Below are 15,799 nucleotides of genomic sequence, written 5' to 3' on the forward strand. Positions count from 1 at the left end.
AATCCCGGAGCGTTCGGCAGCGCATGAGCAAGGCACGAGCATGCCGAAAGGCCGGCCCTGGCGGGCCGGCGGTCGCTCAGGCGGCAAAGGCGGTGTAGGCGGCTTCCCAGGACCAGGAGGGAAGCCGGGGGCGGATGTCGTAGGCGATTTGGCTGTCGTTGAGGGCGGCGCGGTAGGCGTCGTAGAAGGCAGGGGCGTCGCGGCGGGTTGCCAGTTCGGTCAGGGTGCGGATCGCCTGGCGGCTTGTTTCGGTCATGGGATGCTCCTGCGTTGCCAGCGTCATTGCTGATGAACAGCGAGGAAATCAGGGTTCGGCCGGGTCAAAGGCGCGCTTGCGCGGCACCGGAGGCGAGCGGAGCCACGCGCAGGCGGCTTGCGGCCGAGCATGGCGAGCACGGCGAGGAGCCACCCTTTGAGGCGGCTGAACGCTCGGTTTCAAACTTGCAGACCCAGCAAAGGGTGTGGTTTGGCTCGCGGTAACGGGTGCCCCGGCCGGGATCGAGCCCAGCCGGAAAGGCACTAGATATGTTAGGGCGGTGTCATTTCATCGTGGGCATGGAGGGAAGACTTCAGATTTCCTCGTCGGCCAGATGCTGCGCGATCGCGTCGAGAGGCGCCAGCTTGGCTTCGTAATACTTGCGCCACTCGTTAGGCTCGATGACAAAGGTGACGGTTTGCTGGATCTCATCAACCCAAGTCTCGGACTTCATCATTCTATCGCGGTCCCAGCACTTGGAATAATTTCCGTGCTTGATCTACCCGGTTACGCTGCATTCATTCAACGCGCGTCGTTGCTCGGCAATTCACCTGGTTGTTTTACGCTAAGAGCCACAGCCATGGGCTGAACCCAGATCGGCAGGTTGGACAACATAAAACCGGTGCCGCTCCAGGCCATCAGTAGTGTGCGCCCCATCGTCTCGGCGATCGCTTGGGCCGCGTCGGGCGGCACGGCGTTGCCGATCCGCTCTCTCCATCCGGCATCGGATAAGCCTTCGAGCTCCAAATGCTCCTCGGGATCGACGAGCGACTGCAGCGCCGCCAGCTCCAAGGTGGTGAATGGGCGGTGCCAGGTGCCGTCCAAAGCCTGGATGACGGCGACGAGCCGATCGGATTGCCCGGGCAATCGCGGATCGGCAACGGACCAATGGCCGTTGTCGTAGCCAGCCGCGGCAGAGACGGCGCCACTCGATCCTGTCCAGGGCAGAACGCCGAAATGCCCGCCGCCATACCAGTCATCGCCCTTGCCGCGATCGAGCCCGGGCCGGGGGTCGGCAACGCACATCGCGCCATTCGTCGGCGCGTGTTGCCCGGTGATCGCCTGGGACGGGGCTTGCCACGGCACGGTGCGATAAGCGTTGTGGAACATCGCCTCGCGAGCGCGGGGATCGGCGACAGCCAGATCCTTGCCGCCGGTCACGGTCGGCCCGGTCGCGGACCATGGCACGACCTTATAAATGTTGTTGAATTTCGGTGCTCCGGCATGGCGTGGGTCGGCCACGGCGAACTGCCCCGCTCCAACCGCAGCCTTGCCGATGACGACCTGGGAGGGTTGGTCCCAGGTCTTCACGCCATACTGGCCGAACTCGGCCCGACCTTCCTCGCGGCGCGGATCGGCGACGCTGAAGGCACCCTGCCCGACCCGGCCGCCCGCGGTTACGGTGCCGGATGCCTCGTCCCACGGCGTCACCCCGAGTGCGCCGCCATGCCATGACGTCTCGGGTGCCAGGGCGTAATCCGCCAGTTTGCCGTCCTCTACCCGTAGCTGCGCGAGGCTGCGCCAGTCCGATCCTGCCTTTACAAAGGCCAGCCGCACCCAGGTCTGCCACTGCAGCGATGGCACCCGGTGCGTCGGCCCAGCGCGCAAATCGCCGGGAAGCAGCAGGCGACCGAGTACGTCGCCGACGCCGTGCAGCGCCCGCTTGGGCGGCTCGTAGAGGAAGGGCGGTACGCTCGCCATGTGCCGCGCAACGAGCAGGAAACGCTTTCGGCTCTGCGCCAGCCCGCCCAATTCGCCACAGTCGTGCGTGGTCTCGGCGACGGCGTAGCCGTACGACCGCAGCAGCGCGGTGATGCGGTCGAGCAGCGCTCTGCCGCGCGTGGCGATCCGGGGCACGTTCTCGAACAGAATCAGCGGGATCGGTGTCGTGTGCGCGTAGGCTTCCAGCGTCAGCCACACACCGCGCAACGTAAGGCGGTTCAGCGCCTGATACTTGGCGGTCTTGCTCTTGGTTTCCGACAACAGCCCGCTGAAACCTTTGCAGGGCGCCGACAGGAACACGATGTCCGGGTTCTCATGGCCGAAGGCCGCATGAATGTCGGCCGTGGTCGCTTCCCGCCAGTCGGCTGGCGGCTCGCAGCCATGGAACGCGACATATTGCTCGCGATCGAACAGATCGAGGCAAGTGCCCGGTACGCCGGCCAAGCGGGAGAAGTCACGGATGGCGGCGGCATCGACGTCGATGCCGCCAAGGCAGCGGAAATCGGCCTCTATCGAACCGACCCGGGCCGTCGCCCGGTTGAAGCCCCGGGCGCCGCCGCCCAGGCCGCAAAACAGATGGGCGTGCTTGATCGTCCGGTGATCCGGGGTGCTGATGTGCATGAGGGTGCTCCAGTTGTTTGGGGAAAGCGGTTACGAAGTTTGCGGAAGGCGTCAGGCGAAAGCGGCTTCCCAGACCCGGCTCGGGGTCAAATCGGTCCACTCGATTTCGCCGGCCTCGTAGAGGGCGCGAAGCTCTTCAGCCGTCTCGGCGAGCCGAGCCGCCAAGGCGGGAGGTAAAGGCCCCGGGTCGTCGCCCGGAGCAAAGGCGACGGGATGCAGCGGCGATCGGAACGGCATGGCAGGCCGGGCGAGGATCGCCTGCTGCTGGCGATACCAGCCGGTCATCACCCGAGCGAGGTAAGCATTGCTCTTGGAAAAACCGCCCTGGTGGGCGGCTTTGCGGGCGGCGACGCCATACGCCTGGGAGTCCACGCTGGCGATCCTGGGGTGGCCGCTCAGCTCGGCCATTCCGGTCGTCTTCAGGCCGAACAGATGAAGCCGGACGGGTGAAGATCCGAGGGCGCGATCGAGCACGTCGACCACGCGCAGGATGCCGGTATCGCCTTCGACGTGGCGGCGGCACATGCTGCCGACCCCCAGGATGGGGAATCCTGAAATGTCCGGCATCCGGTCCAGGCAGCGGAGATAGTCGTGCGGGTGCCAACCCTGCAAGACCGGGGTGAAGCGATCGGCGATGCCACGCTGCCGCGCCTCGATCAGGCACTCCCGGTTCAATCGGGCGGTGCCGGAGATGCGGTCGAACACCTCTGTGCGGTTCTGCGCCACCTCTGGTTCGACGCACATATCGGCGCTGGCGAACCACTGCCATGGTGCTGCTTCGCACAGGTCCATGTAGTGCGTGACGGTCCAGGGATAGCCACGGTACAGGACCGCGTTGACGAAGCCGCCACTGTCCAGATATACCGGGTGCTGCCAGGCCAGATGTAGCTTCCGCCGGTCGAAGCACAGCCATTGCCGCAAGCCCGGGCCATCCTGTCGCCAGAGCGACAAGGCGTTGGCGCTGATCAGGACGGGCGCGTCCAGCGCTTTTGCCGCCTGCCAGAGCGGCCCGTCCGTGAGGACGGGAAGCCCGAGCAGGAAGGTGAGGGAATGGCTCATCACCAAACCCCTCAACTGATCGCAAAGGCGAGTTGCTCCACAGGCGCGGCCTTCCGGCCGCCCCGGCTTGCAGGGGTGGCGGGCGGCGAGATCGGGACCGGCAGAAGCGCCACCATCTCGCCGGGCTCAAACCGGGCTTTCAAGCGCGTGAACTCGGCCCGCTCCGCAGCGTCGGCGATCGGCCTGACCGCGCTCGCGGTAGAGGTCGAGCAGCCTCACCTGCCGCAGCCGACGCGCGATCTCGCGCTCGACGTCGCTGAAGGTGTGTGTCGGATCGCCGTAGCAGGGGTGATGAACGGCCTGCTCGATGAACTCGATCTTGCCCGTCGTGCTGGTGAAGAACTCGGCCCAGTAGCCGGCGGCGTTATAATGCGCGATGTGCCCGAACGTATGCATCACCTGGCGATAGAACCGCAGGGTGAAGTGATGTTTCGGAAAGTCAGAGGATAAGAAACGCAGAAAGTGATTCGCGAACCAGGCTTTGGTGTCAGCCGGGGTGAACTTCATCGGGGTGAAGTCGGCGGCGGTCAGCACCGGCTCGCGCAGGGCGCGGATGGTGGCGGGCGGCAACGTGAATGGCATCTGGCGTCTCCGGGTTCCGTCCTCCATCTGCTTGGAAGACCTCTCCCGGCGACCGCGGACGGGCAGCGGATGCAAAGGCGCGGCGCTTGCCGCGGGACCGCCGCCGCCTAGCGCAGCGGCGGCTCGGACCCACCCTTTGCGTCCGATGATCCGGCCGTGGTGTTATTCCCTTTCTCTATATTCCCTGTCCTGGTCTTCAATCTGTTTCACGGGTCGTACCGTTGATCCGTGCAAGCCGTTCGAGCTGGGCGGCTTCCTGGCGCAGACCATCCAGTTCAGTGCAGTGGGCATGAGCCTGGCGCACCGCTTCGGCGAGGTAACGCGCCCAGGCGCGCTTGTCCCATGCGGCCCTGTTTAGAACAGACAGACGGCGATGGCCGCCGAGGGCGGCGATTTCGCAGGCATGGTCGATATCGTCTTCAATGGCGCGGGCGCGGGCGCGGCGTGTCGCGGCGCCATAAGCCAGGGCCTCGCGTTCGAGGCGGGCGTGATAGCGCGAACCATGACGGCTCGCGTTCAAGTCTTGTGCCGGTGACATGGCGATCATTTCGGGAATGTCCTTGATGAGGTCGATGAAGACGGTCCGGCGCACGGTGCCGGACCGCGAGCGATGTCTCAGGTTGAGTGGCTACCCGGCGTGTGCGGTCCGCTCCGCGTAAGCGGCTTCATCGAGTGTGGCGGCGGCCAGGGAGCCGTCGATCTCGCCGCCCTCATCGTTCGCATCATCCGGCCCGGCTCGCGCATCGTCCGGATCATGTTCCGCCATTTCCAGGCCCTCGGCGGTCTCACCATCCTCCAAGACGTCAGCCTCATCGTCACCCCCGATAAGGCTGGCGGGGTTGCGCCGCGCTTCCAGCTCGGCAGCCGTGGGTGCAAAGCGGGCGTCCGGATAGATGAATGTCCCGGACGCAAAGCGCGCGACCACGGCGGCGCGGGTGTCTTTCACCCGGCCCTGCGGCGCGATGTCGTTCGCGACCGCGCATTTCTCCAAAGCGCCGCGTGACAGGGCGGGCAGGAACTCCTCGGTCGCCATGTTCGGCAGGAAGACGTCGGCGTCGATCGCGGTGCCGGCGTAGCGGGCAACCATGCCGCTGGCGGAGTGGTTCTCCCGGCAGGACAGCACCTCGACCAGGGTTTCGCGGGCGGCATGGCGGATCGTGGTCAGGTCGCGGGTGAGGACGCCGCCCTCGGTGAGCGTCTCGGCCAGCACCGCCAGGTGGCTGGCACGGTGACGCCCGGTGACGCCGCTCAACACGGTGACGTTGCGGCCCGCCAGGGCCATGACCAGCATGGCGATCAGCTGGTCGTCGTCGACCGGCTGCTCACGCAGCGCCTGATGCAGCGCGTCGGTGCGCAGGTCGCCGACCATGGCCGCACCCTTGGCGGTCAGGTCGGGACGCGGCTTGCGGACGGGTTCATTGTCTGCGGCCTGACCGGACGATCCTGTCCGGCTCGCCGGCATGGTGTAGTGCGTTTCGCGGATGATGCCGCTGCGCGCCTCGATGTAGTGCGCGGTGAACACTCCGTCGCCAGCCCGCCCATAATGCTGCTGCGCGCCGCGCGGCAGCTTGGGACGGTAATACTCGTCCATCTCGATGATGCAGTCGCCTTCGCCGAGATTGGCTTCCAGCCAAGCGGTCTGCGCCGCCAGGAAGGCATCGACCTGGGTGGTGCTGCGGCTGTCCTCGTCGGCCGGTGCGAACAGGTCTTCCTCCCAGAGGATGCCGAACGCCTGCGCTTCGGCCTCGCCGAACTTGGCGTTCTTGGCCGGCAAGCGAACCTTGCTGAGCGCGTGAGTGATCTCGCCCCACGACGCCTCATGGCCGCGCTTCGGCTTGAAGCGCTTCCAGACTTCCGTCTGTTCCTCCTTGGTGGCGCTGGCGATCACGCGCAGTTCGCGCTGATCCGGCAGGTCGTTCTTGGCCATCTGGTCCAGCATCGCCGGGCAGATGTTGGCCAGCAGCCGAGCCTGGGCGATGTTGCGCGGCGACATGCCGAGCGCCTCGGCGATCGCGGCGTCGTTCCAGCCGGCCGCGGATAGGGCTTCCATACTGCGCCACCTGTCCACCTGGCCCATTTCGGCGCGCACGAGGTTCTCAGAGACGGCGCGCATCGGATCGATGGTAGTGTCGGCCTCCGGCTGCACCAGCACCTGGATCTCTGGCAGCCCGGCGGCGATGCAGCCGGCCACGCGGCGATGACCGGCGATGATGATGAGCTTCTTGCCGTCCTCCTTGACCAGTGGCGGCTGCACCAGCCCGATTGACTTGATCGAGGCGGCCATCTGGGCGTCGAGAAACTCGCCGGCGCTCGAGCGGCGCGGGTTGTTCGGGTTGGCTTTCAGCTTGCGGGGATCGACGGTCCTGAGTTCCATGCGGGTGTGCTCCTGTGGGTTGCCGTCCTCCATTTTCTGGAAGACCCCTCCCGCGCACGCGGGACGGGTTTCTCCGACACCATTGCGGGCGGGCGGCCCTGCTCCGTGCCGCGCGCGGCCCGCGTGAGCGGGTTGCGTGTCAGCGGGGCCGGGCTGCTGTAGCGGGCGATGGCGCGAAGCGTTGACGGAGAACCCGGCCTGCGAGCCCTCTCGTCATTCAATTCGCGTCTTCAGGCTGCCTCTGGATCCTCGTCTTCCAGTTCGGCGTCACAGGAGGATCCGCGCAGCCTCGGCATGATACCGTCGAGGTCATCGGCATCCGCGTCGGCCTGTTCCGCCGTGGCAGCGAGGCTGACCTCGAGTGCCGCCATGTCCGCCGACTTGCTGGCAAGCTCGGCCGCCAGAGCAAAACCGCCGCCGATGCGGGGCTCGTAATCCGCCACCCGGCGGGTGTTCTCGACGATGTTGCGGCGGTGTTCGGCCAGTTCGGCGTCGAAGTGGTCGAGCGCATGCTCCAGCCGCGAGATCAGCCCCAGGGCGGTCAGGTCGGCCGAGAACGGGATCTCGGTCTCTTCCCCGGTGCGGTCGAGTGTCACCAGCACCTGCAGCTCCTTGCTGCGCCAGGTCTTCACCACCTGTGCCGACACCCGGAACCCGCCAAGGCTGGCCACCACCCACTCGCCCTGCTTCTGCTCGACGTCGAGGTTGCGCAGCAGATTGAGAAGCGCGCCGCCGGCCTTCGACCGCTCGGTGTAGCTGGTCTTGTTCACCGTCATGGCGAACAGGTCGCCCTTGGTCGGCGTGCGGGTAGCGATATCCCGCTCGATCTCGCCGATCCGGCGTTCGGAGGTGGTCATCGCCCGCCTGGCTGCGGCCAACTGGCTACGCACCGCGTGCTGATCGTCGAAATGAGCGGATTCCTGCCGCTGCAGGCGGGCGATCTCGGCTTCCAGCCCGGCCTTTTGCATCAGGCGCGGGTCGCCAGACGCGATGGCCTTGGCCATGGCGAACTGGCTGACCTGTGAACCGGCATCCTCGATGCGGCGCACCGAGCGGTCACCGGACAGGGCGGCATTGATGAAGCGCTGCTTGCGCTCGTTGTTCTGCCACATGGTGGCGTCGGTGCTGCCGAGCGTGGCGTAGGCATAGACGCCGATCTCCTCGTTCTGATTGCCCTGGCGCTCGATGCGACCGTCGCGCTGCTCGATCTGGCTCGGCAGCCACGGCACATCGAGGTGGTGCAACGCCTTCAAGCGGAGTTGAGCGTTGACGCCGGTGCCCATGGTCTCCGACGAGCCGATCAGCACGGTGATGCGGCCGGCATTCACGTCGGCGAACAGGCGCTGCTTGGCGGCCGACTTCTTGTAATCCTGCATATAAGCGATCTGCTCGGCCGGGATGCCGCGCGCCACCAGGCTGTCGCGGATCCAGCGATAGGCGGAGAAGCCGCGGCGTGCTTCCACGTTCAGCGTGCCGAGATCGGAGAAGATCATCTGCGCCGCACCGCGGATCGGGAACGGCGTGCCGTCCGGCCGGATGTAGAGGATGTCGCGATTATCCCGCCACACCGCATGCACCTTGGCGACGAGCGCGTTCAGCTTGTTGGCTTCCTCGTCCTGGTAGCCTTCCAGCACGAACCGCAGGTCGATCGCGGCATGGCGGCCGTCAGTGATGACGGAGAGCAGGATATCGTCGCCTTTCTCGGGGCGGCGTTTACGCTCCTCGATCTGCTTGATGCGTCGCGCCAGCACACGCTGATACCATTTGAAGGTGCGGCTGGGCTCGGCGGTGATGATCTGTCGCTGCCCGCCTTCGATACGCGGCAGTTTCAGATAACCGCGCAGGTCGGTCTTCGACACTACATCGGCGAAGGAGCGGAACATTGCCATCAGGTCGGCCACGTTGACGAACTCGGCAAACCGGGTGACGGGCTTGTAGGTGCCCGACGGCTGTAACTCCAACTCGGTCTTGCTGTCGCCGAAGGTCGCGGCCCAGGCGTCGAACTCATGCAGCCCGCGCTCGCCGAGCGTGTCCGGCTGCATGAAACGCTGCAGCGTGAACATCTCCGCCAGGGTGTTGGTATTATGTCGAGCTCGACATAACACAAATTATCTGCAGCAGATATTTATGTAGAGGACGCCAAATAAGTTCGTGTCTTTTCAAATAAAAGACACGAACTTACTCCAGATAATTAAAGCCGATGAAAAACTGAAGGCACCTCGCTCCCCGAGCTACGCTCGCTTCCGAGCGTCATCGAGCATTGCAACCAAAGGATCGGTGGGTGGTTTGAACCGACCCGGCTTGACCCCCGGTGTGGAATGTACCGCCAGTATCTGTAACTTCTCTTCGGGATCAGCGCGCAAATATGCTTCGGTACTTTGCAAACTAGCGTGACCTAGCCAAAGTGCCACTTTCCGAATGTCACCGGTAGCGGCGAGCGTATGCATCGCGCAGGAGTGTCGGAGCACATGTGGTGTGACCCGTTTGGTCAATAGGCTTGGTTGCTTCTGGGCCGCGGTCGCCACGTGCTTCGCCAGCCTGAACGCGAACCCGTCCCGTGTCATCGGCTGTCCGTTGGAGTTGAGAAATATTTCGGTCGTCTGGCACGTAGGCCTTGCGGTCAACCAGCTGCGCAACGCGACCTGTGTTTCTCGCCACAACGGTAGAATTCGTTCGCGGCGGCCTTTTCCCATGATGTGTACCGTGGCAAGGGAACGCTCTGGGAAGTCCTGCAGCTGCAGCGACAGGAGTTCAGCGGCACGCAGGCCGCCAGCATATGCGAGATGCAGCATGGCCCGGTCACGGATTCCTAGACGGGATCGCGGGTCCGGCGCATCCAAGACTGCAACGATCTCATCTCTGGTCAGATAATCGATCAAGGTAAGGTCTGTACGCTTGCTCGGCAGGGAACGAACCCTAAGCGCTAGATCAAGGCAGGCTGGCACACGGTATTCGGTATAGCGGAAGAATGCGCGAATGGCGGCCAACCGGCTGTTGCGTGTACGAGCACTATTACCTCGTTCCGTTTCCGTGTGTTCGAGGAATGCCACAATCAGATCGAGGTCAAGTTCCTCGATCGTCAAGTCGCTGGGACGGTGCTTGAGCCGGGTGGCCGCAAAACGAACGAGGAGTGCGAAGGATGTCGCATAAGCTGCAATCGTATGGTGGCTGACATTGCGCTCGCGGCGGAGATGATCCCGGAGGAAGGCGGAAAGATGAGGGGCGAGAGCTGTCACACTAAGCCTCCAATAAAAAGCTTTTCTCCGACGGTAGCGATTTCTCGAAGTAGAATAGGCGTTGCCTCGAGATACCAGTAGGTGTTTGCGATGTCGGCGTGCCCGAGATAGGCACTCAAGCCCACCATGTGATGAGAAATTGCTTCCCTGTTGCAAGGACAGGACTCGAGTGATCGAACAGCAAAGGTATGACGCAAGTCGTGCAATCGTATGCCTCGCGTACCAGTTGGTCCGCGAAAGCCAAGCATGCGTGCTAGCCTGATGAACACGGAGCAGACGCGGGAGCGATCAGGCGCTCGCCCCCTAGCCCGGACAAAAAGATTCTCGCCCTCAGCACCGAGTCTGCCCTTTATCGCTAGATAGGTTATCAAAGCCTGCCGAGTAGAATCCTGAAGCGGAAGAAGGCGTTGCTTGCCGAACTTTCCGTTTCGAATGATCAAGCCATCGTCAACCAGGTCATTACGCTGAATAGCGAGCGCCTCAGAAATTCGCAGGCCTGATGCTGCCAGTAATCCGAAGAGATAATAGTATGTGTATGGCGTAATCAGCTCTTTGGAGGGGAAGTTGAGTGCTGCTTGCATTATCGCTCGCAGCTGTTCTGGTTCGATGATATGTGGGGTTGGCCGTGGTCGCCTACCTTGACCGAACATGCCGCTCGCCGGAATCTGGTGCCCTTGATCTTCGGAATGAGCGTAGAGGCTGAAGCGACGGACCATATCAAACCTATTCCTCGCCGCGTTCTGCGTAGGTGCTTTACTACACCAGTCATAGAGCCGAATGGCGACGACGTGTTGATCGCCAAAAGCTTCGGCATATTTAGCAAAAAGTTGAAGCATGCGTTCCTGGTCGGCAAATTTGCGCCCTAGGTTACGATGGAGAGCGACGTACCGTGAAATTTGATCACTCAACATGACACCTCTCCCGGCCAGGATTGTGCGATTTTCTCCAGCATGGGGACATTGACCTTGGCATAAATGGCGGTCGTCGCCGGAGAACGATGCCTTAGGATGGTCCCGATTGACTCTAAGCCAGCGCCGGATTGGAGCATTCGTGTAGCGAGGGAATGGCGAAACAGATGTGACCCGGTTGGCAAACCCGTAATACCAGCTCGATTGTATACACGAGATACAATTCCGCAAATCTCGGCGGAAGACTTGAATGGTGTGAATGGTGCCAGCGTGCGAAGGAACAGCCGATCTTCCCCAACCGTAGGGCGCGCCTGCTCCAGATACGCGAGCACCGCGTCGCCTGCATCCTGAGGAAGCGGCAAACGATCTAGTCGTTTGCTCTTGCCGCTGACTTGAATGTAACCGCGGTTCCAGTCGATATCGCTTAGCCGTAGGTGACAGATATCGCCGGCACGCAGACCTAATCTCGCTAATAGGAGGATGATGGCCCTGTCACGGATTTGTACTGGCGTCTCGGCTCCGCAGGAATCAACGATCTTCTCAATTGTCGGGGTATCCAAATAGCGAGGCAAAGTTCCCGACTGATACCGCCGGACCGGTGGGATTGCGTGAAGAAGGGCAGCCGAACACTCTCCGCGGAAAATGAGAAAGCGCAGGTAACTACGCATGATTGTGACAACCAGAGCTGCAGACCCGGGTGCCTTAGTGAGACGGTGGCTAATAGTGTTGCGGATGCTGCCAGCGTCAAAATCTGAAGGCTGACCCAGGAGAGGCAGGCAGAACTTGATCTCTGCACAGAAGCGCGTGATGGTAGTATCAGCGCTTCCACGGTAATGCTTGAGCCAGTAGCTATAAGCATGAAGATGCTTATCCTCGCAGTCCAGCCCGCGGATGTCGGGGAGGATATTCCGGTCGCGAAGAAAGCTGAGGAAACGGCGTGCGCCTCGCGCGCGGCGAAGGGGGCCGTGGTGGCCCACGAGCCGACTATGCTTGCGACGCACCGGACAACGACAATCATGGTGGGCGTAACACTCGACCTGTTCGTTACCAGTTTCCGCCCAACGCTGTCGCGTGAGACGTACCCACGCCGCGAAATGGGCTGCCTCGGATCGGTAGCTTCTGACGATTGTGGCGCAGTACCGCTGTTGCTTGAGGAACAGGTCATAGTCAGTCAGCAGGTGAGCCAAATTATCGATGTCACCAGCCAGTTCGATGGCTCCGTGGTCCTCCAAGAAACTTACAAAACGACGAACCCGCCCCACGAACTCTGGTCTGCCCGCCCCCTGCCGCGAGAAGGAGTGACAACGACATCGATGTCCCTCGAACTGCCGAACGACAGTGTCGTCGATGGCAGATGCCGCGATACCCTTTTGGTCTATCCAGTAGAGGAAGTGACGCGCGGCCGCTTTATGGTTCGCCACTGTGCGTGAAGCCTCATTCGGAAATGAAGATAGGAAGGCCGTGATAAGTGCGTCTGCAGGCCTGGGAGCCTCGCTCTTGTCATGAACGTGACACAATGAAGCGATCGTCCTTGGTGACATGGTAGTTTCTCCAGTTTCATTAGGCCGCCCGATGCCCCTAATTATCCGGAGTAAAGTTCATGTCTTATGCTTGAAACGCCACGCCTTTGTTCGGCGTCCTCTACATAAATATCTGCTGCAGATAATTGGTGATCGGCGTGCCCGATGCCATCACCAGGGCGCGGCCGGGGTTGAAGGTGTCGATGAAGCGGGTCTTCACATAGAGATCCCAGGCGCGCTGTGAGCCATCCGGTTGCACGCCCTTCAGGTTGGCCATGTTGGTGGCGAAGGACAACTTCCTGAACTCCTGCGCTTCGTCGACGATGATCTGATCCACGCCCATCTCGGCAATGGTCAGCATGTCGTCTTTATGCGAGGCCAGCCCTTCAAGCTTGGCCTCCAGCTTTTCCTTCATGTTCTCGATACGCTTGCGGGTGATGCGGTCGTCGCCGTCCACCCGCTCCAGCAACTCGGAATAGGTGGCGATCTGCGCCTGCACCATGCCGTGCTCGAACTCGGCCGGAGCGGCGATGAACTTGAAAGCAGAATGCGTGATGATAATGCAGTCCCAATTCGCCGTGGCGGCACGGGCGATGAAGCGCCCGCGCTTGTCCTTGGCGAAGTTCTGCTCGTCCGCGACCAGGATGCGGGCGGTCGGGTAAAGCTGCAGGAATTCCCGGCTGGCCTGTGCCAGGCAGTGGCCCGGGACGGTCATCATGGCCTTGGAAATTAAGCCGAGGCGGCGTTGTTCCATGATCGCGGCTGCGATCGAGAAGGTCTTGCCGGCGCCGACCGCGTGCGCGACGTAGGTCGCACCCGAGGCGATGATGCGCCAGATCACCCGCTTCTGGTGCTCATAGAACCGAATGACCGAACTGGCGCCCGGTAGCTGCAGGTGGGCGCCGTCGAAGTGACGCGGCACCAGATTGTTATAGGCGTCGTTATAGAGGCGGGCGAGCCGGTCGGTGCGCTCCGGATCGGTCCAGATCCAGGTCTCGAACGCGCCCTTGATCTTCGCCAGCTTCTCCTTGGCCGCCTCGGTCTCGGCGGCGTTGATCTCGCGGTGCTCACCGTCTGCGTCGCGCCAGATATCCCAAATGGTCGGGATCGAGGAATGCAGCGCGTCGTCCAGCAGCTCACCGGCATGCCGGCGGGCGGTGCCCCACTCCGACGTGGCAGCGGCCTGGCCGGCAAACACCCGCTTGTCCACGGTCCAGGCGGCGATCTCCACGGTATGGCGCACGGTCGTAGCGACGCCGATCACCTCGGCGCTGAACAACTCTACCACCTCGGCCGGGACCCAAGGTGCGCCTAGCCGTGCGGTGATGTCGGAGGGCGAGAGGTCCTTCGGCTGCACCCGCTGCAGGGCATCGACGTTGCGGGCGTAGCGCGGGTCGGTCAGGGCAGCGGCCTGGGCGCGCACCAGTTTGCCGCGAACGGCACCGGACAGGTAGGCGTCGGCCGTCTGCCAACCCTTGATTCCTTCCCCATCCGCGCGGTCCGGGTCGAGGAACACCGCGTCGCCCAGTTCGGCCACGGTGTCGTCGCGGCTGCGACCGAGCAACTCGGCGATGCGGTCCATATCGGCGTGGCCGACATCGGCCAGGGTCACGGCCAGGGCGTCGGCGGCGGTGACGATCACCGGCTCGGCCGGCGGGTGGATCACCCTCTCGCTGAACACCGGCCCCTTCTTGGCGGTGCCGCTCTCCGGATCGTAGTCCTCGATCGAGGCCACCAGCCAGCAATCCGGGTCGTCAGTGAACGGCGCCAGGTTCGGGCGGCGCTGCGTCTCCGTCACCGTGCCGGTCTCGGCATCGGTGTTGCGTGTCGTGCTGGTCAGGTTGATCGGCCCGAACAAGCGCACGAAGGTGCCGTAGGCGACGCGCAGGCGCAGTTGGGCGGCACCCCAGGGCTGGTTGTCCATCTGGGCGCGCAGCACGTCGCGCAAGGCGTCACGCACCGGGATCATCCCGCGGATGATGCGGGCGTGCTTGGCGAATATCCCCTCGCTGCCCCGGCCCGATTTGACCACAACGGCGACCGGGCTGCCGTCGATGATCTGCATCAGGTCGTTGCCGATGAGGACGTAGCTGCCTTCCTTGATGGTGGCGCCCTGCGCCGCGGTGCCGACCTGCAGCCGCGCCGCCTCTTTCGGTCGTGCCGCCGGCGTCTCTCCGGATGGGCGGTGGATGCCACGCGGCAGGCGGTCGATCGCCGCCACCAGAGCCGCCTGCAGATCCTCGCCGCGAGCGCGGCAGGTATAGACGGGACCGTAGGAGCTGGTTGTCCAGGCGTGCGTGCCCAACACCATTTCAGGATGTTCGGCGAAGTAGCGGTTGGCGTGCAGGGCACCCTCGCCGTCTGTCGCCGGCAAAACCTCGGCCAAGGCGTCCCAGGCAGCGCCGCCCGGCTGCTGGCCCGGCGCACGGCGCTGGAAGAACAGCAGGTCCACGACAACCTCGGTGCCGCTCGCCGCCAGCATCGCCGCCTGCGGCATGCGGATCGCGCCCACCAGGTCGGCCATGCCGGCGATATGCGCTCGGCTCTTCGGCTCGAGGCGGTCCATGGCGTAGCGCGAGCACACAAACGCCGCCAAGCCGCCCGGCTTCAGGCGCTCGATCGAGCGTGCCATGAAATACTCATGCAGCGACAAACTCAGCTTGCCGGACGCGTCCTCGCTGCGCACCGTACGATCGCTGAACGGCGGATTGCCGATCGCCAGATCGAACGTCTCGGCCAGCCTCGCCTTGGTGAAATCCTCCTGCCGCACCCAGGCTTCCGGGTAGAGCAGCTTGGCGATGCGCGCCGTCGATGGATCCATCTCGATCGCGGTGATCGCCGCCTTGGCGCCGATCGGCTCCGGCATCAGCGCCAGGAACAGGCCGGTGCCGCACCCGGGCTCCAGCACCGTGCCGCCGGCGAACCCCATGGCCTGCACTGCACGCCAGATCGCCCGGACCATGAACTCCGGGGTGTAATGCGCATACTGCACCGAGCGCGCCAGCGCCGACAATTCCTCGGCCGAGACCAGCTGCTCCAGTTCGTGGCCCAGATCCTCCCACCCTGGACGGAACGCTTCGCCTGCACGGCGGAAGAAGCTGTTCGCCAGGTCGCTGGCGCCGAAGCCTGTGAACTTTGCCAGCCGCTCCTGCTCACCTGCCGTGGCGGGCCGGGCGGCGTCTTCGATCTCCCGCGCCAGGCGGATGGCGGCGATGGTATCGGCGGCGCGCGCCTTCCACCCCGTAGCCAGGGCACGATCGCCGGTCAGGCGATAGGTCAGGGCCGGGACGTGCGGTGCCGCCGGCGCAGCGGTGCTGCCTGCACGATCGTCTTCATCCGTGCTCTCGCGAAACCGGCTGGTGCCGGTCGAGCCGCCTTGCCCGAGGTCGAACCCCCAGCCAAGGCTGGTGCTGTCGAACAGGCCGAGTTGCGAAGGGCTGGTTTTGCTCATGGTGGGGATTCCTTTGCTGAAGGCACAAAAAAGCCCGCGCCCTGCTGGCGGCAGGGGCGGGCTCACGGGG

The 15,799-nt window shown here is 63.8% G+C and carries 11 protein-coding genes and 2 pseudogenes; 1 reads left to right on the top strand and 12 read right to left on the bottom strand.

Going from position 1 to position 15,799, the window contains the following annotated elements; all coding sequences use genetic code 11:
• Positions 1-76: 76 nt before the first annotated feature.
• The 11 genes and pseudogenes from HN018_RS23570 to HN018_RS28825 form a co-directional block, all read right to left on the bottom strand.
• Positions 77-256, bottom strand: coding sequence for a hypothetical protein (locus HN018_RS23570; protein WP_171833856.1), 180 nt, complete (start codon positions 254-256; stop codon positions 77-79).
• 313 nt (positions 257-569) lie between these two features.
• Complete coding sequence (locus HN018_RS23575) at positions 570-713, bottom strand: hypothetical protein (protein ID WP_171833855.1); 144 nt, start codon at positions 711-713, stop codon at positions 570-572.
• Positions 714-778: 65 nt separating this feature from the next.
• Positions 779-2,599: a DNA cytosine methyltransferase gene (locus tag HN018_RS23580; RefSeq protein WP_171833854.1), complete on the bottom strand. Its 1,821-nt coding sequence runs from the start codon at positions 2,597-2,599 to the stop codon at positions 779-781.
• A gap of 51 nt (positions 2,600-2,650) precedes the next feature.
• Positions 2,651-3,658, bottom strand: a complete 1,008-nt coding sequence (locus tag HN018_RS23585; protein ID WP_171833853.1) for a deazapurine DNA modification protein DpdA family protein — start codon at positions 3,656-3,658, stop codon at positions 2,651-2,653.
• Between the two features lie 126 nt (positions 3,659-3,784).
• Complete coding sequence (locus tag HN018_RS23590) at positions 3,785-4,228, bottom strand: VOC family protein (RefSeq protein WP_172443553.1); 444 nt, start codon at positions 4,226-4,228, stop codon at positions 3,785-3,787.
• 208 nt (positions 4,229-4,436) lie between these two features.
• Positions 4,437-4,832 (bottom strand): hypothetical protein, encoded by a 396-nt coding sequence (locus HN018_RS23595; protein WP_171833851.1) that lies wholly within the window; start codon positions 4,830-4,832, stop codon positions 4,437-4,439.
• A gap of 36 nt (positions 4,833-4,868) precedes the next feature.
• Positions 4,869-6,614, bottom strand: a complete 1,746-nt coding sequence (locus HN018_RS23600; RefSeq protein ID WP_171833850.1) for a ParB/RepB/Spo0J family partition protein — start codon at positions 6,612-6,614, stop codon at positions 4,869-4,871.
• 230 nt (positions 6,615-6,844) lie between these two features.
• Positions 6,845-8,719 (bottom strand): annotated as a pseudogene (locus HN018_RS23605) (lactate dehydrogenase); the annotation flags it as partial.
• 126 nt (positions 8,720-8,845) lie between these two features.
• Positions 8,846-9,850 carry a tyrosine-type recombinase/integrase gene (locus HN018_RS23610; protein WP_171833848.1) on the bottom strand — a complete coding sequence of 335 codons (1,005 nt, stop codon included), beginning with the start codon at positions 9,848-9,850 and terminating at the stop codon, positions 8,846-8,848.
• Positions 9,847-10,761, bottom strand: coding sequence for a tyrosine-type recombinase/integrase (locus HN018_RS23615; protein WP_171833847.1), 915 nt, complete (start codon positions 10,759-10,761; stop codon positions 9,847-9,849). Before HN018_RS23615 ends, HN018_RS23610 begins: the two co-directional genes overlap by 4 nt.
• Positions 10,755-11,426 (bottom strand): tyrosine-type recombinase/integrase, encoded by a 672-nt coding sequence (locus HN018_RS28825; protein WP_239479383.1) that lies wholly within the window; start codon positions 11,424-11,426, stop codon positions 10,755-10,757. The genes HN018_RS23615 and HN018_RS28825 overlap by 7 nt, the downstream gene beginning before the upstream one ends.
• Before the next feature lie 189 nt (positions 11,427-11,615).
• Between HN018_RS28825 and HN018_RS28830 the strand changes: the two genes are divergently transcribed.
• On the top strand, positions 11,616-12,188 hold the full coding sequence (locus HN018_RS28830) for a hypothetical protein (RefSeq protein WP_239479384.1): 573 nt from the start codon (positions 11,616-11,618) through the stop codon (positions 12,186-12,188).
• A 217-nt stretch (positions 12,189-12,405) separates the two neighbouring features.
• Here HN018_RS28830 and HN018_RS23625 read toward each other — a convergent pair.
• Positions 12,406-15,729, bottom strand: a pseudogene (locus HN018_RS23625) (lactate dehydrogenase); the annotation flags it as partial.
• Positions 15,730-15,799: the final 70 nt, after the last annotated feature.

Source organism: Lichenicola cladoniae, from assembly GCF_013201075.1.
In the GTDB taxonomy this organism is placed as follows: Bacteria; Pseudomonadota; Alphaproteobacteria; order Acetobacterales; family Acetobacteraceae; genus Lichenicola; species Lichenicola cladoniae.